At 62.4% G+C, this 22,858-nt stretch carries 26 protein-coding genes; 12 read left to right on the forward strand and 14 right to left on the reverse strand.

The features are described from left to right. Positions 1–87 precede the first annotated feature (87 nt). From ATY77_RS20575 to ATY77_RS20585, 3 genes are all read right to left on the reverse strand, one after another. Positions 88–1,230 (reverse strand): site-specific DNA-methyltransferase, encoded by a 1,143-nt coding sequence (locus ATY77_RS20575; RefSeq protein ID WP_088678415.1) that lies wholly within the window; start codon positions 1,228–1,230, stop codon positions 88–90. 109 nt (positions 1,231–1,339) lie between these two features. After that, a complete protein-coding gene (locus ATY77_RS20580; protein ID WP_088688628.1) occupies positions 1,340–1,690 on the reverse strand; it encodes an antibiotic biosynthesis monooxygenase in 351 nt (116 codons plus the stop codon). Beyond that, positions 1,687–2,016: an NIPSNAP family protein gene (locus ATY77_RS20585; protein ID WP_088688629.1), complete on the reverse strand. Its 330-nt coding sequence runs from the start codon at positions 2,014–2,016 to the stop codon at positions 1,687–1,689. The genes ATY77_RS20580 and ATY77_RS20585 overlap by 4 nt, the downstream gene beginning before the upstream one ends. A gap of 70 nt (positions 2,017–2,086) precedes the next feature. Here ATY77_RS20585 and ATY77_RS20590 point away from each other — a divergent pair, with 70 nt between their 5' ends. Continuing rightward, a complete protein-coding gene (locus tag ATY77_RS20590) occupies positions 2,087–2,776 on the forward strand; it encodes a metalloregulator ArsR/SmtB family transcription factor (protein WP_088688630.1) in 690 nt (229 codons plus the stop codon). A gap of 99 nt (positions 2,777–2,875) precedes the next feature. On the opposite strand, the gene ATY77_RS20595 is transcribed toward ATY77_RS20590, so the two are convergent. The 3 genes from ATY77_RS20595 to ATY77_RS20605 all read right to left on the reverse strand — a co-directional run bounded on the left by ATY77_RS20595 (position 2,876) and on the right by ATY77_RS20605 (position 4,776). Then, complete coding sequence (locus ATY77_RS20595) at positions 2,876–3,307, reverse strand: DUF1284 domain-containing protein (RefSeq protein ID WP_088688631.1); 432 nt, start codon at positions 3,305–3,307, stop codon at positions 2,876–2,878. Next, entirely contained in the window at positions 3,304–3,894 is a 591-nt protein-coding gene (locus ATY77_RS20600; RefSeq protein WP_088688632.1) for a biotin transporter BioY, read from the reverse strand. The genes ATY77_RS20595 and ATY77_RS20600 overlap by 4 nt, the downstream gene beginning before the upstream one ends. A gap of 213 nt (positions 3,895–4,107) precedes the next feature. Next, on the reverse strand, positions 4,108–4,776 hold the full coding sequence (locus ATY77_RS20605; protein WP_088688633.1) for a GntR family transcriptional regulator: 669 nt from the start codon (positions 4,774–4,776) through the stop codon (positions 4,108–4,110). Between the two features lie 199 nt (positions 4,777–4,975). Here ATY77_RS20605 and ATY77_RS20610 point away from each other — a divergent pair, with 199 nt between their 5' ends. Further along, the gene (locus ATY77_RS20610; RefSeq protein ID WP_088688634.1) at positions 4,976–5,665 is read left to right on the forward strand and encodes an HAD family hydrolase; all 690 of its coding nucleotides are present in this window, start codon (positions 4,976–4,978) and stop codon (positions 5,663–5,665) included. Positions 5,666–6,033: 368 nt separating this feature from the next. Here ATY77_RS20610 and ATY77_RS20620 read toward each other — a convergent pair whose 3' ends face one another. Beyond that, positions 6,034–6,681 (reverse strand): hypothetical protein, encoded by a 648-nt coding sequence (locus ATY77_RS20620; protein WP_190237684.1) that lies wholly within the window; start codon positions 6,679–6,681, stop codon positions 6,034–6,036. Positions 6,682–6,944: 263 nt separating this feature from the next. Here ATY77_RS20620 and thrC point away from each other — a divergent pair, with 263 nt between their 5' ends. From thrC to ATY77_RS20655, 7 genes are all read left to right on the forward strand, one after another. Then, positions 6,945–8,369, forward strand: coding sequence for a threonine synthase (gene thrC / locus ATY77_RS20625; protein ID WP_088688967.1), 1,425 nt, complete (start codon positions 6,945–6,947; stop codon positions 8,367–8,369). Positions 8,370–8,372: 3 nt separating this feature from the next. Then, on the forward strand, positions 8,373–9,671 hold the full coding sequence (locus tag ATY77_RS20630; RefSeq protein WP_088688635.1) for a pitrilysin family protein: 1,299 nt from the start codon (positions 8,373–8,375) through the stop codon (positions 9,669–9,671). Between the two features lie 29 nt (positions 9,672–9,700). Next, complete coding sequence (locus ATY77_RS20635; RefSeq protein ID WP_088688636.1) at positions 9,701–10,315, forward strand: GNAT family protein; 615 nt, start codon at positions 9,701–9,703, stop codon at positions 10,313–10,315. Next, complete coding sequence (locus ATY77_RS20640) at positions 10,312–13,224, forward strand: sensor domain-containing phosphodiesterase (RefSeq protein WP_088688637.1); 2,913 nt, start codon at positions 10,312–10,314, stop codon at positions 13,222–13,224. Before ATY77_RS20635 ends, ATY77_RS20640 begins: the two co-directional genes overlap by 4 nt. A 129-nt stretch (positions 13,225–13,353) precedes the next feature. Then, a complete protein-coding gene (locus ATY77_RS20645) occupies positions 13,354–13,779 on the forward strand; it encodes a hypothetical protein (RefSeq protein ID WP_088688638.1) in 426 nt (141 codons plus the stop codon). Positions 13,780–13,880: 101 nt separating this feature from the next. Beyond that, complete coding sequence (locus ATY77_RS20650; RefSeq protein WP_088678433.1) at positions 13,881–14,189, forward strand: Dabb family protein; 309 nt, start codon at positions 13,881–13,883, stop codon at positions 14,187–14,189. A gap of 24 nt (positions 14,190–14,213) precedes the next feature. Further along, positions 14,214–14,906: a substrate-binding domain-containing protein gene (locus ATY77_RS20655; protein WP_088688639.1), complete on the forward strand. Its 693-nt coding sequence runs from the start codon at positions 14,214–14,216 to the stop codon at positions 14,904–14,906. Positions 14,907–14,970: 64 nt separating this feature from the next. Here ATY77_RS20655 and ATY77_RS20660 read toward each other — a convergent pair whose 3' ends face one another. From ATY77_RS20660 to ATY77_RS20680, 5 genes are all read right to left on the reverse strand, one after another. Continuing rightward, entirely contained in the window at positions 14,971–15,870 is a 900-nt protein-coding gene (locus tag ATY77_RS20660; RefSeq protein ID WP_088688640.1) for a zinc ABC transporter substrate-binding protein, read from the reverse strand. A 16-nt stretch (positions 15,871–15,886) separates the two neighbouring features. Then, positions 15,887–16,759 carry a metal ABC transporter permease gene (locus ATY77_RS20665; RefSeq protein ID WP_088688641.1) on the reverse strand — a complete coding sequence of 291 codons (873 nt, stop codon included), beginning with the start codon at positions 16,757–16,759 and terminating at the stop codon, positions 15,887–15,889. Further along, on the reverse strand, positions 16,756–17,505 hold the full coding sequence (locus ATY77_RS20670) for a metal ABC transporter ATP-binding protein (protein ID WP_088688642.1): 750 nt from the start codon (positions 17,503–17,505) through the stop codon (positions 16,756–16,758). The genes ATY77_RS20665 and ATY77_RS20670 overlap by 4 nt, the downstream gene beginning before the upstream one ends. Positions 17,506–17,770: 265 nt before the next feature. Continuing rightward, positions 17,771–18,256, reverse strand: a complete 486-nt coding sequence (locus ATY77_RS20675) for a peroxiredoxin (protein WP_088688643.1) — start codon at positions 18,254–18,256, stop codon at positions 17,771–17,773. 82 nt (positions 18,257–18,338) lie between these two features. Continuing rightward, positions 18,339–19,178, reverse strand: coding sequence for a protein-disulfide reductase DsbD domain-containing protein (locus tag ATY77_RS20680; RefSeq protein WP_088688644.1), 840 nt, complete (start codon positions 19,176–19,178; stop codon positions 18,339–18,341). A gap of 140 nt (positions 19,179–19,318) precedes the next feature. Here ATY77_RS20680 and ATY77_RS20685 point away from each other — a divergent pair, with 140 nt between their 5' ends. The 3 genes from ATY77_RS20685 to ATY77_RS20695 all read left to right on the forward strand — a co-directional run bounded on the left by ATY77_RS20685 (position 19,319) and on the right by ATY77_RS20695 (position 21,367). Continuing rightward, on the forward strand, positions 19,319–19,924 hold the full coding sequence (locus tag ATY77_RS20685) for a YqgE/AlgH family protein (protein WP_088678439.1): 606 nt from the start codon (positions 19,319–19,321) through the stop codon (positions 19,922–19,924). An 87-nt stretch (positions 19,925–20,011) separates the two neighbouring features. Further along, a complete protein-coding gene (locus ATY77_RS20690; protein WP_088678440.1) occupies positions 20,012–20,203 on the forward strand; it encodes a CsbD family protein in 192 nt (63 codons plus the stop codon). A gap of 90 nt (positions 20,204–20,293) precedes the next feature. After that, the gene (locus tag ATY77_RS20695; RefSeq protein ID WP_088688645.1) at positions 20,294–21,367 is read left to right on the forward strand and encodes a putative zinc-binding metallopeptidase; all 1,074 of its coding nucleotides are present in this window, start codon (positions 20,294–20,296) and stop codon (positions 21,365–21,367) included. Between the two features lie 16 nt (positions 21,368–21,383). Here ATY77_RS20695 and rnhA read toward each other — a convergent pair whose 3' ends face one another. Together rnhA and ATY77_RS20705 are read right to left on the reverse strand one after the other, a co-directional pair. Then, a complete protein-coding gene (gene rnhA / locus ATY77_RS20700) occupies positions 21,384–21,839 on the reverse strand; it encodes a ribonuclease HI (protein WP_088678442.1) in 456 nt (151 codons plus the stop codon). After that, entirely contained in the window at positions 21,836–22,801 is a 966-nt protein-coding gene (locus tag ATY77_RS20705) for a homoserine kinase (protein WP_088678443.1), read from the reverse strand. Before ATY77_RS20705 ends, rnhA begins: the two co-directional genes overlap by 4 nt. Between the last annotated feature and the right edge of the window lie 57 nt (positions 22,802–22,858).

Genomic DNA, 22,858 nt, shown 5'->3' on the forward strand with positions numbered 1-22,858 from the left:
CCCGGGGTTCGAGCCCCGGGCGCCTTGGCCTTCTTCCGCAACTGGAGGAAACCGGAAGAAGGTATTTCGATCCCGCGAAGGTGCTGCTCACTCCACCTTTGCCAGATCACTGCGGATGACGGACCTGAGATCGTCGATCGGGCGCAGGGACTGCCCGTCTTCGAAATGCCAGAAGGTCCACCCGTTGCATGCATCGAGACCCTGCACCTTGGCGCCGAGACGATGAATGGAGCCGGCCTCGCCGCCTGAAGCCACCGTGCCGTCGGCGCGCACGATCGCGCTATAGCGGCGCTTAGCGTCGATCAGCACCTGGCCGGGCTTGATGAGGCCACTTTCGACCAGCACGTTGAAGGCGACGCGCACCTCGGCCTTCTTGCCGGTCATGACGGTGAGTTCCGCCTTGCCGAGCGGCTCGACGGCGGCGATGCGGGCGGATGCCGCATCGATATAATCCTGCTCGCGCTCGATGCCGACGAAGTGACGGCCGAGGCGCTTGGCGACGGCGCCCGTCGTTCCCGAGCCGAAGAAAGGATCGAGCACGATATCGCCAGGTTTGGTCGAGGCCATGATGACGCGGGCAAGCAGCGCTTCCGGCTTCTGGGTCGGATGCACCTTCTTGCCGTCTTCGCCCTTCAGCCGTTCATTGCCGTTGCAGATCGGGAACAGCCAGTCGGAGCGCATCTGCACATCGTCATTGGCGGCCTTCATCGCATCGTAATTGAAGGTGTAGCCTTTGGCCTTGGCGTTGGGGCTTGCCCAGATCATCGTCTCATGAGCGTTCTGGAAGCGGCGGCCCTTGAAATTCGGCATCGGATTGGTCTTGCGCCAGATGATGTCGTTGAGGATCCAGAAGTTCAGATCCTGCAGCGTCGCGCCGACACGGAAAATATTGTGGTAGGAGCCGATTACCCAGATCGAGCCCGTCGGCTTCAAGACGCGGCGGCAGGCGAGCAGCCAGGCGCGGGTGAAGGCGTCATAGGCCTCGAAGGAAGCGAACTGATCCCATTCGTCATCGACGGCATCGACCAGCGACTGATCGGGACGATGCAGCGATCCGCCGAGCTGAAGATTATACGGCGGGTCGGCGAAGATTACATCGACGGAGTGGCTGGGCAAGGCTTCAAGGGCGCTGACGCAATCGCCCTTGATGATCGTGTCGATCCAGGACTCCGACCGGGAACCCGGCTTGACGGAGGCCTTGAGGTCGGCAAGCGGAAAAACTGATGCCATTCTGATACTCACTCATACGCTTTACGCTTAACTCTCCGTTATGGTTACGCAACTTAGTTACCAAAGCCTGAAGGGGTGGCCGAATTCGGGAATTTATTAGGGCGCCCCGTCACGCCGCATCATGAACCTCGCGACTATCTGCCGGCGCCTCGTCGCGTTCGAACATGCCATAATCGCGCACTACGCTGGCGATACGCAGGCGGTAGTCGGCGAAGATGCCGCCACGGCCGGCTTGTTGGGCTGCCCGGTGGGCTTCGAGGTTGCGCCATTTGCGGACGGCCTCCTCGTCGTGGAAGAAGGAGAGCGACAGCAGCTTGCCGCGGTTCGTCAGGCTCTCGAAACGTTCGATCGAGATGAAGCCGTCGATCTTTTCGAGCTCGGATCGCAACTCGCCGGCGAGATCGAGATATTTGTGGCGTTCGCCCATATAGGGCACGACTTCGAAGATGACGGCGATCATGGCAGCACCAGCTTTGCGTGAGGGGCGGAGACGTTTTTCAGGAAGATGCGGTCTTCTTTCACGATGAAGCCTTCGCGCCTGGCGAATTCGTAATTGTCGCGGCCGAGCGGATCGGCGGCCAGTCTGGCGCGATAGGCTTCGTAGGCGGCGAGGCTTTCGATGTTGTAGACGCCGTAGGCCGTCGTCGCCGATCCCTCATGCGGGCCGAAATAACCGATCAGGTCGGCGCCGTTTTTCGGGATCGCTTGGCCCCAGTTGCGGGCATATTCGGCAAAAACCTCCTTCTTGAAGGGGTCGATCTGGTAGCGGATGAAGCAGGTGATCATCGTTTTCTCCTTTTCGCTCCATCCGTTTTCGCACATTGCCTGACGGCGATGCTTCGGTTACGATCGAAGTATGAAGGAAGGTCCTGACATTGCGCAGATCGGCGCGCTCATCGGCGATCCCGCCCGCGCCAACATGCTGGCGGCCTTGACCGGCGGGCGGGCGCTGACGGCGACCGAGCTTGCCGGCGTCGGCGGCATCACCTTGCAGACGGCGAGCACCCATCTCGCCAAGCTCGAAGCCGGCGGTCTGCTTGCCCAGCGCAAGCAGGGACGGCATCGTTATTTCACGCTTGCCGACGAGGCGGCCGCGCGGCTGATCGAGAGTATGATGGGCTTTGCGGCCGGACGGGGACATCTGCGTCATCGCCCGGGCCCGAAGGAGCCGGCGCTGCGCAAGGCGCGCATCTGCTACGATCACCTTGCCGGCGACTACGGCGTGCGCATGCTCGACAGCCTCATTTCCTCCGGATCGATCGACGCGGTCGGAGATGGCCTTGCGCTCACTGAAAAGGGTGAAAGCGACCTAAAATGCATCGGTGTCGATGTCGGCGCGCTCAGATCGTCGCGGCGGCCGCTCTGCCGTTCCTGCCTCGACTGGAGCGAAAGGCGGGCCCATCTTGCCGGCAGCCTCGGCAAGGCTCTGCTGGCAAGCTTCCTCGACAAGGGATGGGCGCGGCGGGCGACCGAAAGCCGCTCCATCCTCTTCTCGCCGGAAGGCGACCGGCAGTTCTTGAAGCTTTTCCCGCTGGAAACTAACTAGAGCATGATGCCGAAAAGTGTGAGCGGTTTTCGGACGACATTATGCTCTAACTCTTTAATTTAGAACAGGATTCAGATTTTAGGCCAACCGGTTCTAAAATCATCCTGTTCTAGGCGCAACACGCACGCCGCGGAATCCGCCGCCGGCGATGTCGCTGCAAAACTCGCTCCATTCGCAACCCTCGCAGGCGCTCTTAAACTCTTCCATGGCGAAGCGCAGGCGAAGACGGCGCAGAAGCCTTTCATCGGGCGAAATTCGCATCCCCTGCCCGACCGTCATGCGGAGCAGGCTACCGATGGTTTCTGCCGCGGCCTCGTCTCGGCGTGCAGGGCCGTGACTGAAACAATGGGCCGACGGATCTTGCAGAAGCGGCGCGCAGATGTCGTCGGGACCGGAGACGATTTCGATCTCCTTTCCGGCCGAAAGACGCGCGGCGATGCGTTGGTAATTGGCGATGAAGGCTGGCGTATAGCCTTCACCGACAAAGGTCAGCATGCAGAGCAGATGATGGGCGCGAAGCCGGACGGTCAATCGAGCCGCGTCCTGCCGGCATAGATGCGCATGCCCTTCAGCGCCGCAGCGGCCAAAGCGGATTTCAGCACGGCGCCGAGAATGAAGGGAGCAACACCCAGAGCCCAAGCTTTTTCCGTGCTGAGAAGAGAGGCGAGGTAGAGGCCGCCGATCGCAAGGCAAAGAAGATTGGCGGAAAAATGCGCGACGAAGCTCGCCACCACCCGGTCTCCTGTCCAGCCGCGCTCGGAAAGCCAGCCAGCGAGAGCGGCGATGACAGGGAAGGAGACGAGGTAGCCGGCGGTCGGACCGGCGAAGGGCGCCAGGCCGCCGCTGCCGTTGGCAAGGACGGGCAAACCGAGCATGGCTTCACCGAGCCAGGCGAGCACCGTCAGCGCACCGAGACGCCAGCCGTAGAGCGCGCCGATCATAGTCACGGCAAAGGTCTGCATGGTGATCGGAACCGGCACCATGGGCACGGCGATCTGCGAGGCGAGCGCAAGCACCAGCGTGCCGGCAAGAACGAAGGCGGCTTTTACCGCCAGCGGCCTCGCGGCAAGACGCAATGGATCGAAGGCAAGGCCGTGTGACGGATCGGACAGGGACATAGGCTCTCCTTTTCAAATTATAGATAATTTTTTATTTCATCTATTTTTATGAAAAGGATTCGACCCAAATGCAAGCTGATTGAGCTGACCCTGGATCGATTTCAACATCCGAGACCCGCATGTCGATACAGGTGTACCCCATAACACAATGAAAATTCTGAATTATTTAATCAGTTCTTCACCGATAAAATTATCTATAATTTTCCGAAAAAGTCAGCCGACAATGGCGAAGGCCTCGGGACCACCACTCTTTTGAGCGGATTGCGGGGCGCGGCCGATCCATTGCACATGTTTTTGCAGAATGGCGGCGGCCTCTTCGGCCTTGCCCTGGCGAAGGGCGGCGAGGATGGTCCGATGGTCGTGATCCGTCCGCTTCTCCCAGCCGGAACGCCAGGCGGAAAAGAGAAAACGGGCGCTGGCCGCGTGCAGATCATCGATGGCAGCAAGCAGGCGCGGCATCGCGCATGGGGAAAGGATCAGCCTATGGAAACGGCGGTTGGCCTCCTCCCAGGCATGGACGTCGGCCGCGGCATCGCCCTCGCGGGCGGCCGCCTCAGCGGCATCGAGGATGGCGGGGGTCATGTGCCGGACGGCGTGTTTCAGCGCCAGCACTTCGAGGGCGGCGCGCATTTCGGCAACTTCGCGCACTTCGGCGAGATCGAAGGAGGCAACGCGCACGCCCCGGCGCGGCTCGCTGATCGCCAGCCCCTGCGCCTCCAGCCGGCGAAAGGCTTCCCGCACCGGCACGTGGCTGGCCTGGAATTCCTCGGCGATATGGTCCTGCCGCAGGCGCGCGCCCGCCGGCAGTTCGCCGCGCACGATGCGCTCGGCGAGCACCCGGCTGATGCGGCTTGCGATTGTATCTTCCGGTTCCCTAGCCATGCACGTTCAGTAGCGAGCGGGTACCGGCTTGTCGAGGCCGGAATGACGGTGTCCGACGCCGCCGATCCGGTAGCGGAGGCGGAGCCGCCCGCGTGCCGCATCCCAGCCATGCCGGAGATCAGGTTGAGCTTTGGGCGGCCATCGTGTAAAGCCGCAGCATTCCCGCACAAGACCCAGACTTCCAGCAAGGCGTGAACATATGGACGGCTTCGACCTCATCATCTTCGACTGTGACGGCGTTCTGGTCGATTCGGAAATCATTGCGGCGGAAGTCGAATCCGAACTTCTGACGGAGGCCGGCTATCCGATCGGCGCCGAAGAAATGGGCGAGCGCTTCGCCGGCATGACATGGCACAACATTCTGCTCCAGATCGAGCGCGAGGCAAGCATCCCGCTTTCGGCTTCGCTGCTGGAGAAATCGGAAAAGCTGCTCGACGCAAGGCTGGCGAGTGACGTGAAGGCCATTCCCGGCGTCGAATTCGCCATCTCCAGGCTGCCGATGAAGCGCTGCATCTGCTCGAATTCGAGCACGAAGCGGCTCGACATGATGCTGGGCAAAGTGGGTCTGAAGCCGCTGTTTGCGCCCAACATCTTTTCCGCCAAGGATCTCGGCGCCGACCGCGTGAAGCCGAAGCCCGACATCTTCCTGCATGGCGCGAGCCGCATGGGTGTCTCGCCCGACAAGACGGTCGTCGTCGAGGATTCCGTGCACGGCGTGCATGCGGCCCGCGCCGCCGGCATGCGCGTCATCGGCTTTACCGGCGCCTCGCACAGCTACCCCGCCCACGCCGACAAGCTGACGGATGCCGGCGCCGAGACGGTCATCTCGCGCATGAACGACCTGCCGGGTGTGGTTGCAGCACTCGCTGCGTGGGAAGGCGTGCTTTAAGGTTTAGGCTCATCGTCGCGGGAGACGCAATTGTCATCGGACGTCGACCTGCCGAGCCTGTAGGATCGCCGCGATCAACCGGCGATGTTCTGTCGGGCGGGCACACCCTCTCCTCCCTCATCTCTGTGCTTGTCACAGAGATCCAGTGCGCCCAAGTCCTTGGACGCGAGAGGAGAGTTTGTTCGATGGGAGTCATTCACGGCGCCGACGCGCCGTGGCTGGATTCCTGTGACGAGCACAGGAATGAGGGAAGGTAGTGCATCGCGCCTCGGGAACGGCCCCGATATTGCTCAGCTATTCCTCCTGCTCTCTGGCCACAATATGCCGAGAAAGCGGGGCTACCCAATTCCCGCACGAGCGACCTTGACTCAGCTGCTCTTCTTGCTCTTGGCCGGCTGGGTGTCGAAGCCGATGTTGACGCGGACCAGCGCGCCGGAGCCGACCGGCAGCTTGATGCCTTCCTTGCGGAAGATCACCTGCGCGCTCGCGGCACCCTGCGGGATCTCGGTCGGGAACTTGGTAACTTCGGAATAGAGCACGCTGTCGCCGTCGACGACGGAGATGCGGATCGGCAGCGTGACCGGGCCGGGGCCACCGGCCGGACCGGTGATGAGGCGCAGTTGCGCGACGATGGTCATCGTCAGGTTCGTGTCGTTCAGCGTGCACTGGCGGGTGTAATCGCCGACGGAGGCCTGGAGGGCGATCTGCTGCGGATCGTCCTTCTTGCCCTTGGCGTAAGTGCGGAAGATCGCATCCTGATCACGCATGAAGATCTGCGGGCAGGCGCCCTGAACGACCGGGGCCGTCGTGCCTTGCGCCGTCGTGGCCGTACCGATCGAAGGATTGTTCGAGGATGGGTTTGCTGGCGCCAGCGGCATGATCTGGGCGTTGCCGTTCGGCTGGGCCGGCGGCGGCTCCGTCTTGCTGTCGCCGCCTACGCCAAGCGAGTTGCAACCGGCCAGCAGGGCAAGGAAAGAAGCAGAGACGATGAGACGCGAGACCTTGCCGAGCACGATATTCCACCCCTTGAACAAGCGTTTCTTGGAGGCCCCATGTCTTTTTCGCGAGGCCTTTCACGACGGTTTGCGATGGTCTATATCAGCGGCGCAAACAAAAATCGATTGGGTACGCGCCGTTTTGATGCACTTTTCGCCGCCGGATGCGGGCAACTTCAACAAGATAACGGCAATGGTGTGGCCTCGAGGGCAGCGCCTTGCCGGTTTGCGGCAAAGCGGACCAGGCTGCGCCCGGCCGTATTTCCTCCAGCGATAGATCAAGGATAACGAACGTGGACTATATCTCGACCCGCGGCGAGGCCCCTTCCCTCGGCTTTTGCGACGCCCTGCTGACGGGGCTGGCGCGCGACGGCGGGCTTTATGTTCCACGCAAATGGCCGAGCTTTTCCAAGAAGGAAATCCGCAGCCTGCGGGGGAAGACCTATCAGGAGATCGCCTTCACCATCCTGTCGCCCTTCACCAATGGCGAGATCCCTGACGAAACCTTCCGGGCGATGATCGACGAGGCCTACGGCACCTTCCGCCACCCGGCGATCGCGCCGCTCGTCCAGACCGGGCCGAACAGCTTCGTCGTGGAGCTTTTCCACGGCACGACGCTCGCCTTCAAGGATGTGGCGATGCAGCTGCTGGCGCGGCTCATGGATTACGCGCTGGAGAAGCGCGGCGAGCGGGCGACGATCGTCGGCGCGACCTCGGGCGACACCGGGGGTGCGGCGATCGACGCATTCGCCGGGCGCGAGCGCACCGACATCTTCATCCTCTTCCCGCATGGCAAGGTCTCGCCGGTGCAGCAGCGGCAGATGACGACCTCGACCTCGGCGAACGTGCATGCGCTCGCCGTCGAAGGCAATTTCGACGATTGCCAGAACCTCGTCAAAGCGATGTTCAACGATGTGGCTTTCCGCGACAAGGTCAGGCTCTCGGGCGTCAACTCGATCAACTGGGCGCGCATCATGGCCCAGATCGTCTATTATTTCACGACGGCCGTGGCGCTCGGCGGGCCGGACCGGAAAATCTCCTTCACGGTGCCGACCGGCAATTTCGGCGATATTTTCGCCGGCTACTGCGCCAAGCGCATGGGCCTGCCGATCGACCGGCTCGTCATCGCCACCAACGAAAACGACATCCTGACGCGGACGCTGAAGACCGGCCGCTACGACATGAAGGCGGTCAAGGCGACGACCTCGCCGTCGATGGACATCCAGATCTCCTCGAACTTCGAGCGGCTGCTTTTCGAGGCCTATGACCGCGACGCCTCGAAGGTGCGCGCGGCGATGGAAAGCCTCAAGCAATCGGGCGGCTTCGAGATTGCGCCGGAGGCGCTGAAGACGATCCGCCGCGATTTCCGCGCCGGGCGCGCCAGCGAAAAGCAGGTGGCCGAGACGATCCGCAAAACTCATGCCGAGACCGGCTATCTCCTTGATCCGCATTCGGCGATCGGCGTCTTCGTCGCGACGAAGAAGGAGAAGCCGAATACGCCGATGGTGACGCTTGCGACCGCGCATCCGGCGAAATTCCCCGTCGCCGTAAAATCCGCCTCCGGTATTGACCCGGCGCTTCCGACGTGGCTTGCTGGTCTGATGGACAGGGAGGAGCGTTTCCAGATCATCAAGCCCGAGCTTAAAGCCGTAGAAACCTTTATCGGCCAGCACGCCCGCGGCGAGACGAACGCGGGCGCAGAAAGATAGCCAATGACAGTTGAGTGCACCCGGCTGAAATCCGGGCTGACAGTAGTCACCGAGACCATGCCGCATCTCGAAAGCGTCGCGCTTGGAGTCTGGATCAAATCAGGATCGCGTAACGAGACGCTAGACGAGCACGGCATCGCTCACCTGCTCGAACACATGGCCTTCAAAGGCACGGCGCGCCGCACAGCCCGCCAGATCGCCGAGGAAATCGAGGACGTGGGCGGCGAAGTCAATGCCGCCACCTCGACCGAGACGACGTCCTATTACGCCCGCGTGCTCAAGGACCACGTTCCGCTCGCCGTCGACATCCTCGCCGATATCCTGACGGAATCGGCCTTCGAAGAGGAGGAACTCGAGCGCGAGAAGCAGGTGATCCTGCAGGAGATCAACGCCGCCAACGACACGCCCGACGACGTGGTGTTCGACCGCTTCTCCGAGGCCGCCTATCGCGACCAGACGCTCGGACGGCCGATCCTCGGCACGCCGGAGAGCGTCGTCTCCTTCACGCCGCAGCAGATCCGCACTTATCTCGGGCGCAACTACACGACCGACCGCATGTTCGTGGTGGCGACCGGCGCCGTCGATCATGAAGAATTCCTGCGCATGGTCGAGGATCGCTTCGCCAGCCTGCCCACTTCGCCATCCGCCCCGCCGGTCATGGAAGCGGCGCGTTACATCGGGGGCAGCGTGCGCGAGCCGCGCGACCTGATGGATGCGCAGATCCTGCTCGGCTTCGAGGGCAAGCCCTATCACGCCCGCGACTTCTACTGCTCGCAGATCCTCGCCAACATCCTCGGCGGCGGCATGTCCTCGCGGCTCTTCCAGGAGGTGCGCGAATTCCGCGGCCTCTGTTATTCCGTCTACGCCTTCCACTGGGGCTTTTCCGATACCGGCATCTTCGGCATCCATGCGGCGACCGGCGGCGAAAATCTGCCGGAACTGGTGCCCGTCATCATCGACGAGCTGCACAAATCCGCCAATGAGATCCACCAGAAGGAAATCGAGCGCGCGCGTGCCCAGATCCGCGCCCAGCTGCTGATGGGCCAGGAGAGCCCGGCCGCCCGCGCCGGCCAGATCGCCCGGCAGATGATGCTCTACGGCCGGCCAATCTCCAATCCGGAGATGATGGAGCGGCTTGAGGGCATCACCATCGAGCGGCTGACCGACCTTGCCGGCCGGCTGTTCTACGACACGGTGCCGACGCTTTCGGCGATCGGGCCGTTGGAACAGCTCGCGCCGATGGAAGACATCAAAGCCTCGCTTTCGGTCCCGGCGCCGAAGACGATGCAGGCAAGCCTCTGAGCCGCCGTCCGTTCCGCCGGGAGTGATCGATGCCAAAATCGGTTTTTCGGTTCCTGTCGCGGCAGCCGGAAGCGGTGGAGCTGGAAAACGACAGATATCTGCTGCGCCTGCCGCGCTACCAGGATTTCAGCCAATGGCATCGGCTGCGCGCCGAGAGCCGCAAGTTCCTGGAACCCTGGGAGCCGACCTGGCGGCGCGACGAGCTGACGGAGGGTGCCTACCGCGCCCGCGTCATCCGCGGCAAGCAGGAATACGCTTCGGGCCAGGCGATCCCGCTGTTCATCTTCCTCAGGGACAACATGACGCTCGTCGGCGGCATCACCATCGGCTACATAAGACGAGGTGCGGCGCAGAGCTGCATGATCGGCTACTGGATGGGCGAACGCCATGCCGGCCAGGGGCATATGTTTGCCGCCCTTCAAATGGTTATTCCTTATATCTTCACCGGGCTTGAGTTGCACCGTATCGAAGCAGCCTGTATTCCAGATAACGCGCGCAGCATCCGCCTGCTTGAAAAAGCCGGGTTTCAGCGGGAAGGCTATCTGCGCGGATATTTGAAGATCAACGGTCAGTGGCACGACCATGTGATGTTTTCACGTCTCGCCACCGATACGGATAAAGGCAGGAAAACCGACAGCCGATGACCAGAGACCGCATGCTGCCCAAGTCACCGTCCGGACGAGTGATCGCGGTGATCGCAGCCTTTTTCCTGGCGGCCTTCGCCCTCATGGCGAGCGTTGCTCAGGCGGCCGAACCGGTGAAGATTTCCCGTGACGATACAGCCCTCGACCTAACGGCGACGACCGAGATCTACGCCAATCAGGGCGAGGCCTTCCAGGTGTCGACGGCGGCCGGAGCCGACGGCATCCGCCGCCGCATCGAGGTTCGGGCCAGCTCGGAAAACCATCAGGGCGACTGGGCGGTGTTCGCGCTCGCCAACGTTTCCGAGGAGCAGCTCGAGCGGGTGATCGTCGCGCCGCATTTCCGTCTGGTCAATTCCAAGCTCTTCTGGCCGGATCTCGGCTCGCAGCGCATCATGGCGATCACGCCGAGCGAAGGTTTCGCGCTCGACCGGCAGCCGAGCGATGAGGCCGACGTCTTTCGCATCACGCTGAACCCCGGCGCCGTCATCACCTTCGTCGCGGAGCTGTCGACGCCGGAGCTGCCGCAGATCTATCTCTGGGAGCCGAACGCCTACAAGGATACGATCAACGCCTTCACGCTCTATCGCGGCATCGTGCTCGGCATCGCCGGCCTGCTGGCCGTGTTCCTGACCATCCTGTTCGTCGTCAAGGGCACCTCGATGCTGCCGGCGACGGCAGCGCTCGCCTGGGCCGTGCTCGGCTATATCTGCGTCGACTTCGGTTTTCTCGGCAAGCTGATCAGCGTCGCCTCGGCCGACCAGCGGATATGGCGCGCCTGCGCGGAAGTGGCGCTGGCCTCGAGCTTCGTCATCTTCCTTTTCACCTATCTGAACCTCAACCGCTGGCATGCGCATCTCGGCTACGCCACGCTCGCCTGGGTGCTCGGCCTCGCCCTGCTCTTCGGCGTGGCGATCTACGATCCGTCGATCGCCGCCGGCATCGCCAGGCTGTCCTTCGCACTGACGGCAGCGACCGGCCTGCTTTTGATCATCTATCTCGGCTTCAACCGCTACGACCGCGCCATCTTGCTTGTACCGGCCTGGGCGCTGACGCTCGTCTGGCTGTTCGGGGCGTGGCTGACCGTCACCGGCCGGCTCGACAACGACATCATTCAGCCCGCGCTCGGCGGCGGCCTCGTGCTGATCGTGCTCCTGATCGGCTTCACGGTCATGCAGCACGCTTTTGCCGGCGGTGCCTTCCAGCAAGGGCTGTTTTCCGATCTCGAACGGCAATCGCTGGCGTTGACCGGCTCCGGCGACATGGTGTGGGACTGGGACGTAGCGCGAGACCGCGTCGTTACCATTCCAGACGTCTCGATCAAGCTCGGCCTTTCCGCCGGCGCGATGCATGGGGCAGCGCGCAACTGGCTGCCGCGGCTGCACCCTGACGACCGCGACCGTTTCCGCGCCACGCTCGACGTGCTGCTCGAACACCGCCGCGGCCGGTTGAACCATGAATTCCGCATCCGCGCCGAGGACGGGCATTTCCACTGGCTGTTGATCCGCGCCCGACCGGTGCTCGGCTCGAACGGCGAGATCATCCGCTGCGTCGGCACGATCGTCGACGTGACGGAGCAGAAGAATTCCGTCGAGCGGCTGCTGCACGATGCGCTGCACGACAATCTGACCGGACTGCCGAACCGGCAGGTTTTCCTCGATCGCCTGCAATCAGTGCTGGCGCTGGCGCCGGGCGGGGAAACGCTGCGCCCGACGGTGATGGTGATCGACATCGATCGCTACAAGCTGGTCAATGATTCGCTCGGCGTTGCAGCCGGCGACAACATCCTCATCGCGCTGACGCGGCGCCTGCGCCGGCTGCTGAAGCCGCAGGACACGCTGGCGCGGCTGGCAGGCGACCAGTTCGGCCTTATTCTCGTTTCCGAGCACAATCCGGCCAAGGTCGCCGATTTCGCCGATGCGATCAGCAAGGCGATCATGGTGCCGATCAATTTCTCCAATCGCGAGATCATCCTGACGGCCTCGATCGGCCTCGCCTCCTGGGTGGATCGGCAGGAAAGCGCCAGCGGCTTGCTCAGCGATGCAGAGCTTGCCATGTACCGGGCAAAGCGCGCCGGCGGCAACCGCGTCGAGCCGTTCCAGCCGGCCTTCCGTGATTTCGGCACCGACCGCCTGCAGCTGGAAACCGACCTGCGCCGTGCCATCGAGCGCAAGGAACTGTCGATGGTCTACCAGCCGATCGCGCGGCTGGAGGATGCCGAGGTCGCCGGTTTCGAGGCGCTGATGCGCTGGGAACATCCCAAGCGCGGCAATATCCCGCCCTCCGAATTCATTCCGATCGCCGAAGCCTCCGATATTATCGGGGCGCTCGGCATATTCGCGCTCGAGCAGGCGACCAACGATCTGATGAGCTGGCAGCACCAGACCGGCGAACTGCCGATCTTCGTCTCGATCAACCTGTCGAGCGTGCAGCTGCTCAACAACGAGCTCTACGACGACGTGCGCTCCGTCCTTGCCAAGACACATTGCGAGCCCTCGCGCCTCAAGCTCGAACTGACGGAATCCATGGTAATGGAGAATCCGGAACAGGCGCGGCTCGTGCTGCAGAAGCTGAAGGAAGCCGGTATCGGCCTCGCGCTCGATGATTTCGGCACCGGCTATTCGTCGCTGGCCTATCTCACCCGCTTTCCGTTCGACACGATCAAGCTCGACAAGACGCTCGTGCGCGGCGACAACGACAAGAAGGCGACCGTGCTCAAATCCGTGATAGCAATGGCGCGCGAGCTGGAGATGAAGGTGGTAGCCGAAGGGATCGAATCCGACGAGGATGCGATCGAACTCGCCAAGATGGGCTGCAATTACGGGCAGAGCTATCATTTGGGGCAGCCAGCGACTTCGGAAGCGGTCCTGCGGTTGCTGCGGGAGCGATTTCCGCTGACGAAGCGGGCCTGACCGGCGAGCCGAGCCGGTCGGTTTCGGCGCGGCCGGGCGATTCCTGCCGGTGCGCCGACCTCCCCAATAATGACCATTGACCACCGGCCGGCGATCTGCGCTTTTCTTTCATCCCAACAGGAAAATTCCATGCTCAAGCTGCTGCTCGCCCTTTCCATGAGCGTTCTTTGCGTCTCGCCACTTCAGGCTGAAGATATTCATCCCGTCGCCAAGAGCTGCCAGCCGGGGGCGATGCAGGCCCACTGCGAGAGGTGGACGAAAGATTTCAAGACAGCCCTGGAGCGGGCACACAAGGGCGATCACGGGGCGCAGGTGATTGTGGCCCTCTGCCTCTCTTCCGGCTGCCATGGTGCCGTGACCATCGACAGAGTTGCGTCCTGCAGCTGGCATCTCGTCATCGCCAATTCGGGTGCTGCGACCGTGCTCGACGCTTCCAACCTCCGCGACACTTGCCGGCCGATGACGACGGCTCAGAAAGACGAAGCCCGCGCGCTTTCCGGCGATCTCGTTCAGAAGATCTACAAGCGCGCCCCTGCTGCAACCGACCAGATGTAACTTTCCGGTTCGGACGCGCCGCCACGCCTGCCTGAATAAATCCCATTGCCCTCCCGGCTTTCGCGGCTATTCTGCCGGCACAGAAATCGGGAGGAAGACTGATGATCCTGCACTGCGTATTCCTGCGGCTGAAGACGGCGGTGACGAGCGAAGACAAGCAGTCCCTGTTCGACGCGATCGTCGCGCTGAAACAGGTCATTCCCGGCATATTGGATATCAAACACGGGCCGAATGTTTCGCCCGAGGGGCTGCACGCCGGCTTCGTCGACGGTTTTGCCGTAACCTTCGAAAGCCCCGAGGCGCGCGACGCCTATCTCATCCATCCCGAACATGTGACTGTGGGCGAACGCCTCGTCTCCTCGACGGACGGAGGCCTTGCCGGCATCCTGGTCTTCGACCTCAATATTTAAGAGCGCACCTGAGACGGCTGGGCCATGAATCAGGAAATCCGGCTTTTTGGCGCGATCGCGATCCGGCCCGCCGTCCTTGCTCTCATTCCCCGGTTCGAAGCGGCCACAGGTTTGACCGTTGCGGCCAAATGGGAGGTCAACCCTACCGTTAAGAAGCAGATTGATGCCGGCGAGCCTTTCGATCTCGTCATCATCAATCCGCCCATGGTCGACGATCTCATCGCCTCGGGAAAGGTCGAGCCCGGCAGCCACGTCGCGTTTGGCCGAATAGGAATGGGAGTGGCGGCCCGGGCGAGCAGCCGGCCGCTCGACATCGGATCGGTCAAAGCATTCAAACATGCATTGCGGAGCGCCGGATCGATCGCATATGCCAGTGACGGCAGCAGCGGCGCCTACTTTTCCGGTCTGCTGGATCGCCTGGGAATAGCCGATGAGGTGAAGCCCAAACTCGTGGCCGCACCGGGAGGACAGACAGCGGCGGCCGTCGGCCGCGGGGAAGCAGAATTGGGGGTCGTCCCCGTGACCTCAATTCTCGCGGCCGAGCCCGATGTCATGCTTGTCGGCCGGTTTCCGGCGGAACTTCAAAGCTACATCGACTTCGCTATCGGCATCGGCGCCAGCGCAAGGGACGCAGAGGCCGCCAGGCAACTGTCGGAGTTTCTGGCGTCGGCCGCCATTGACGACCTGCTGGCGGCAAAAGGTGTCGAGCGCCTCTGATGCGTGTCGCGCGGAAGTGCGCCGCAGTTCCCAAGCAACGGCGCACGACCCGCAGCCTTGATCGTCAGCTCGATTTCGCCATGGCGGTAGCAAGCTGATCGACATTGTACCTGAACATCTTTTCGTAGGTCGGCGCCGGCCCCTTGGCATCGGAAAGGGACTCGACATAGAGCTCGCCGCCGGGCTCGGCGCCTGTTGCCTTGGCGACTTGCTTGACCAGGCGTGGATCGTTGGAGTTTTCGAAGAAATAGGCCTTCACATGCTCGCTCTTGATCTGGTCGATCAGCTTGGCGACGTCGGCAGCCGAGGCTTCGCTTTCCGTGGAAAGACCGAGAGGCGCAAGGAAACTGACATTATATTCGCGGCCGAAATAGCCGAAAGCGTCATGGCTCGTCAGCACCTTGCGACGGTCACTCGCCACCTTGTCGAACTTCGAATGGGCGTAGGCGTTCAGCCTGTCCAATGTTTCGGTATATTTCTCCGCATTGGCCTTGAAGGCGGCGGCATCGGCCGGATCGGCTGATGACAGCGCCTTTTCGATGTTGGCGACCCAGATCCTGACGTTGACGGGGCTGTTCCAGACATGCGGGTCGGTGATGGTTTCGCCGTCCTCTTCCATGGTGCGGGTGTTGATGCCTTCGGAGACCGTGACCGGTTTTCCCTTATAGCCCGAGGCGGTGATCAGCCGGTCCATCCAGCCTTCCAGCCCTTCGCCGCTGACGAAGGTCACCTGCGCCGCGTTCAGATTTTTCGCGTCGGCCGGCGACGGCTCGAATTCATGGGGGTCGCCATTCGGACCAACGAGGCTCTTCACGTCGACATGGTCGCCGCCCACCTGTTTGACGACATCGGCGAGCACGGTGAAGGAGGCGACCACCTTCAGCGTTTCGGCGGAGGCAGAGGTGGTGGAAAGCGCCATCAAAGCGGGGATAGCTGCGGAGAGAAGCAGTCTATGCGGTGTCATCGAAGTCTCCTTGGGATCAGCCCTTCAGATGTGGGCGGGGAAAGAAGCGCCGAACCAGACCGGAAGGCGCAAAAAAGATCGAAAAGGCGTAGATCAGCGCCGCCGTCATGATGATCGTCGGGCCGGAGGCGAGCTCAAGATGGTAGGAGGCGATCAGGCCAAGATAGCCGGAGGCAGCCGCACTCAGGGTCGCGACGGCAATCATGGCCGGCAGCCTGCACGACCAGAGCTGGGCGATCGCGGCGGGCAGCATCATCAGGCCGACCGCCATCAGGGTGCCGAGCGCCTGGAAGCTGGCGACGAGATTCAGAACCACGAGCAGCAGGAAGAGTACGTGATAGACCGGCCCGCGCCCGCCGACGGCGCGCAGGAAGCCGGGATCGAAGCATTCCGCCACCAGCGGCCTATAGATGAAAGCGAGGACGACAAGCGTCAGCGAGGTGATGGCGCCGATCTGATAGAGTGCGGGAGCATCGATCGCGAGGATCGTGCCGAACAGCACATGCAGCAGGTCGATGTTCGAGCCGCGCAGCGAGACGATCAGCACGCCGAGCGCCAGCGAAGCGAGATAGAAGCTGGCAAAGCTCGCGTCCTCCTGCAGCACGGTCATCCGGCTGACGGCGCCTGACAGCAGCGCCACCGACAGGCCGGCGACGAGGCCGCCTAAACCCATCGCCGTCAGCGACAGGGAGCCCGCGACAAGGTAACCGATCGCAGCGCCCGGCAGAACCGCGTGGCTCATGGCGTCACCCATGAGGCTCATGCGCCGGAGCATCAGAAAAACGCCGATCGGCCCCGAGCCGAGCCCAAGGCAAAGGCAGGCGACGAGCGCGCGGCGCATGAAACCGAAATCGGCGAAGGGCGCGAGGAAGATATCGTAGGCCGTCATGCCGCCGGCGCCTCTTCAGGACCGCATGCCTCGGCATCCTCATCCCAGCGCTCTGCCATGGCGCGGGCCCTCAGCAGATTGGCGGATGACATGACCTCGGCGGTCGCCCCCCAGCCAACGAGTTCGCGGGCGAGCAGCAGGGTTTGCGGAAAATGTGCACGGACGAGTTCGAAATCGTGCAGCACGGCGATGACAGTGCGGCCCTCGCCATGCCAGCGGACGACGATGTCGAGCAGATCCCTCGTCGTGCGGGCATCGATCGCCGTGAACGGCTCATCAAGCAGAATGGTGCCGGCATCCTGCAGCAGCAGGCGGGCAAAAAGCACGCGCTGGAACTGGCCGGCCGAGAGCGAGCCGACATGGCGCCTGCCGAAACCTTCGAGCCCCACGGCCGAAAGAGCCTCGCCTGCCCTTCTGACGTCGGCCGGAGCGACACGGCCGAAGGCGCCGGCAGTCTTCCAAGCGCCGAGCATGACGGTATCGATGACCGAGATCGGAAAACGCCGGTCGATCTCGGCCGCCTGCGGGAGATAACCGAATTCCGCCCGGCCCAGCCGGTGCTCCACCCTGCCCTCGGCGGGCCGAAGCTCGCCCATGATCGCCTTCAGCAGCGTCGACTTGCCGGCCCCGTTCGGGCCGGCAATCGCCGTCAGGCTGCCTGATGCAAAGGCGCCGGAGACATGATGGACGGCCGGATGACGGTCATAGGCGACGGTCAGATTGTCGAGACGAATCAGCGGCGTCATGGCAGCAGGACCGCCCAATGAATGACAAGCCAGAGCACGGCAATGAGCAGCGAAACCCCGATCACTCTCGATAAAGCCGACCGACAAAGCAGGCTGATGGAGAGGCGATCGGGGCTCGGGGGCATGGCTCGTCCTGACAATGTAATAACATTACGTGTTATGTTATAACAATTGCGGCGAGATTGAGGCCGAGAGCAGTCAGTTGTTCAGCAAATGAAAAAGGGCGACCGAATGCCGCCCTTCATCGCTTACTTCGAAGAAAAGATCAGAGCTGTTCCAGCATCGCGGCAGCACCCGAAACCGTTGCCTGGCCGGGGCTCTCCTCGACGTTCAAGGACTTCACCACGCCGTCTTCGACTAGCATCGAATAGCGCTTGGAGCGCAGGCCGAGGCCGCCGGCGGAGAGATCGGCGTCGAGGCCGATGGCTTTGGTGAAACCGGCGTCCCAATCGGCGAGGAAGTGGATCTTGCCGAGACCGCCGGAGGATTGCGCCCAGGCGCCCATGACATGCCAGTCGTTGACGGCGAGTACGGCGATGTCGTCGACACCCTTGCCGAGGATGGTGTCGCGGTTTTCGAGATAGCCCGGCAGGTGGTTCAGCGAGCAGGTGGGCGTGAAGGCGCCCGGTACGGCAAAGAGCACGACGCGCTTGCCGGCGAAGAGCTGCTCGGTGGTGATTTCGACCGGACCGTCAGCGGTCTTTTCCTTGAACGTGGCGGCAGGAAGCTTGTCGCCGATCGCGATGGTCATGGGTTTTCTCCTGGGTTTCTGGCGCGGGAGCCGGCTTGTCGGTTTCCGGCCTGGCGGGGTTCGGGGCGACTATAGATCCCGGTCATTCAAAGGCAAGGGTCGTCTCCATCGCCTTCTTGCCGTCGATGACCAGCACACCCCAGCGCTTGCCCGAAATGTCGTAATTTTTCGGCAGCTTGCCGATAGCGATGTCGACCGTGAAGGTAGCGCCGTCTCGTTTGCCGCCGATCTGCTTGGTGAAGGCATGGCCGCTCGGGCCGGTGACGATGATGTCGGGTGCATCAATTCCCTCGCCCGGCAAAGCGAGCGTCAGCGTCAGCCTCTTCATGTCAGGCGACATTGCATGCGCCCTAACCTCGAAGTTCGCCGACGGCGGCTTCGGCAGGCTCGCCTGTGCCGCCTGAAGGATCGCCTCTTCTTCGGGATGCGACTGAATGGCCGGCCCAAGCTTCAGCGACAAATTTGCTTGGAAGGGAATGCAGATATCCTTGCAGATGCCGATGAAGGCAGTCGCGTCGATCGCCAGCGGCCCCTTGCCGGCCGCCGAAAGCGAAAGCGGCAGGGTCACCGGCGCATCATAGGCGATATCCTCGATCCCGTTCTTGTAAAAATGCTTCGGAACGGGATAGGCCATGGCCTCGAGCGTTACGCCGCTCTCCGGCGCGATGGTCAGTTGAGGCGGAATGCCGCTATTGCCGGGCTCGCGCCAATAGGTGATCCAGCCTGGTTTCGGCTCGATCTGCAGGGCGGCGCGGATTTTGCCGCCGGCATCGGGCGCCAGCGCCACGAGGCGCATGCGGCCGCCCTCATTCTGCGCCCAGGCGCTCATTTCCGCATGGACGGAGCCAAAGGGAACAAGCGCCGCGGCTGTCGAAACGGCCGCAATTAAAAGCTTTCGCGGGTTCACGCAAATAATCATCATGGAACAATGGTTTACCGAAAGTGGTGTTTGGCCGCCAGAAGCCGCGGCCATTTAAATCTTCATTTTCGGTTGATTGATTTGTGACATTGGCCCATGTTTCCTCTGTCGAGGCCTTGTGCGGTCTGGCAGCAGGAGGAACGATGTCCTTATCGACGCTGAAGAACAGACGGGAACGTGGCTTCTTCGATGGCCAGTTCCTCATCGCCATGCCTGGTATGGAAGACCGCAACTTCGCGCGCACGGTGATCTACATCTGCGCCCATTCGGATGCCGGCGCCATGGGCTTCGTCATCAACCGGCCGCAGAGCCTCACCTTCACCGACGTGCTGCTGCATCTCGACATGATCAAGCAGGAAGATTCGATCGTGCTGCCGAAGCAGGCGCGCGATTTCCCGATCCAGACGGGCGGCCCGGTGGAAAGCGGCCGCGGCTTCGTGCTGCATTCGGACGATTATGCCAGTGATTCCTCGATCCCGGTCAGCGACGACATCTGCCTGACCGCGACGCTCGACATCGTACGCGCCATCTCCAAGGGCGACGGACCGAAGCGGGCGACGATGCTGCTCGGCTATTCCTCCTGGGCGGCCGGCCAACTCGAAAACGAGGTCGCCAACAACGGCTGGCTCACCTGCCCGGCCAACGAGGAAATGATCTTCGATCGCAGCCTCGAGGACAAATACGAACGGGCGCTCGCCAGCATGGGCGTCACCGCCGCCATGCTTTCGGCAGAAGCCGGACACGCCTGAGAAGCTGGAACGATTAGGTCCGACTGACGTTTTCACTCGGCGAATAGGGACAAGATGTTCCCTCGCTGAGGAAGGAGATATCGGATAATGGGTAGCACCAGCGACAAGATTTCTGGCAAGGCCAACGAGATTGCCGGCAAGACCAAACAGACCGTCGGCAAGGCCACGGACAATCGCGACATGCAGGCCAAGGGCGCCGTGCAGGAAGCAAAAGGCAAAGGACAGGTCGCAACCGGCAAGGTCAAGGATAAGCTCAAGGGCGCCATCGACCGGCTGTGAGCCAAACCTCGTTCTTCATGATGCCTGCCGCGCGCTCGCCCGGCGGGCATTTTTTCATCCGCCTCCCATGCTCTGCAGAAGGCATTCACGATGAAGCTTTTCGCTTGCGACAATTGCGACCAAGTCGTCCACTTCGACAACCGCCAGTGCGTGCGCTGCAACCATCGTCTCGGCTTCCTGCCCGTTGATCTCTCGATGCATGCGCTGGAGCCGCGCGATGAGACGGTCTGGCAGCTTGTGTCCGACCCCGAGCGTGAGGTGCGCTTCTGCGCCAATGCCGGGCTCGACATCTGCAACTGGCTGATCGACGGCGATAGTGACAGCGAATTCTGCCTGGCCTGCCGCCACAACCGGCTGGTCCCCAACACAGGCGCCCAGGACGGTATCGATCGTTGGCGGCGTATCAGCCAGGCGCAGCGACATCTCTTCTATTCGCTGTTGCGCTGGAGATTACCGCATCCCGACCGGACGCAGGATCCGCAAGGCGGCCTCGTCTTCGATTTCCTTGAGGATTCCCTGCAGGATAACGGCCATGTCGTGCCCGCCATGACCGGCCACGAGGAAGGCTTGATCACCATCCGCGCCGCCGAAGCCGACGATGCGACGCGCGAACAGGCGCGCACCTCCATGAACGAGCCCTATCGCACGCTGCTCGGTCACTTCCGCCACGAGGCCGGGCATTTCATCTGGAACAAGCTAGTGCGCGACCGCGATCGGCTAGCGGACTTTCGCGCCGTCTTCGGCGACGAGCGGCAGGATTATGCGGCGGCGCTCGACAAACACTATGCCGGCGGCGCCCCCCTGGGATGGCAGAACAATTTCATCAGCGCCTATGCGGCATCCCACCCGTGGGAGGATTTCGCCGAATGTTTCGCGCATTACCTCCATATCGTCGACACGCTCGAAACGGCGCGCGCCTTCGGTATCGCCATCGATCCCCGCGGCCACGAAGAGATTGCCGGCGAGGTTGATTTTCTCCCCTACAGAGCAGAGAGCGCCGAACAACTGGTCAGCGCCTGGGTGCCGCTCAGCCTGGCGATCAACGCCATCCAGCGCAGCATGGGCCAGCCGGATTCCTATCCCTTCGTGCTCTCCTCGCCCGTGGTGGCCAAGCTCGAATATCTACACCGGCTGATCCAGGGAGCAGCGGCGATGCGGCAATAGGTGGCTCGCGCTGGGTTTAAAAGGATACCGCCTTCCCCTTCTTGAAAGGCTCCATACCCTTGCGGGCCAGTTCGTCAGCGCGCTCATTTTCCGGGTGGCCGGCGTGGCCTTTGACCCAGTGCAGCGTCACCTTGTGGCGGTTGCGGGCTTCTTCCAGCGCCTGCCAGAGTTCGGCATTCTTCACCGGCTTCTTGTCTGCTGTCTTCCAGCCGTTCTTCTTCCAGCCGAAGATCCACTTGGAGATGCCGTCCTTGACGTAGGCGCTGTCGGTATAGAGGTCGACCTCGCAAGGCGTCTTCAACGCCTGCAGTGCCGAGATGGCGGCCAGCAGTTCCATGCGATTGTTCGTCGTATCCGCCTCGCCGCCGCAAAGCTCCTTTTCGACGTCGCCATAGCGCAGCACGGCGCCCCAGCCGCCGGGACCGGGATTGCCGGAACACGCGCCGTCGGTGAAGATATCGACATGCTTCATAGGCTCAATCCATATTCGGCGGCCGAGCCGATCTGGCGGTGGAAGCGCAGCTTGCGGAGGTATTCGAGCGGGTCTTTCTTGGTGACCATGGCGCCTTCCGGTGTCGTCAGCCAGTCATAGAGCCGCGTCAGGAAGAAACGCAGCGCAGAACCGCGCGACAGCACCGGCAAGGCGGCGATCTCTTCGCCGCTCAACGGGCGCACGCTCTGGTAACCCTCGAGCATCGCCGTGCCCTTGGTGATGTTGTAAGCGCCATCCTTCTCGAAGCACCAGGCATTCAGGCAGATCGAAACGTCATAGGCGAGCAGATCGTTGCAGGCGAAATAGAAATCGATCAGGCCCGAGAGTTCGTCGCCGAGGAAGAAGACATTGTCGGGGAAGAGGTCGGCATGGATGACGCCGGCCGGCAGGCCCTTCGGCCAGGCCGCGGAGAGGAAATCGAGCTCGTCGCCGATCTCGCTTTGCAAACCAGCCTCAACCTCGCCGGCGCGCGCCTCTGACTTTTCCCAGAGCGCCCGCCAGCCGTCGACCGAAAGCGCGTTCGGGCGTTTCAACTCGAAGCCATCGCCGGCCACATGCATCTCGGCAAGCGCCCGGCCGACTTCGCGGCAATGTTTCGCCTCCGGCTTCCTCAGCCACATGCCTTCGAGAAAGGAGATGAGGGCGGCCGGACGGCCGGAGAGCGAGCCGAGCAGCGCACCGTCCCGACGCGGCAGCGGCAGCGGGCAGGAAAGGCCGCGGGCGGAAAGATGCTGCATCAGGCCGAGGAAAAACGGCAGGTCGCTCTTTTCCACGCGCTTCTCATAGAGCGTCAGGATCAGCGGCGCCTTCGAGGTATGAAGCAGGAAGTTGGAGTTTTCGACGCCTTCGGCGATTCCCTTGTAGGAAAGCAGGCTTCCCGCGTCATATTCGGTCAGGAACCATTTCAGATCGTCTTCGGCGATATCGGTATAGACTGCCAAGTGAGGTCTCGTCTTTGCATTGTTGATACTGGATTGCCCGGAGCGAACGGCCGGGCT

The organism is Rhizobium sp. R634 (assembly GCF_002211305.1).
Classification (GTDB): Bacteria; Pseudomonadota; Alphaproteobacteria; order Rhizobiales; family Rhizobiaceae; genus Rhizobium.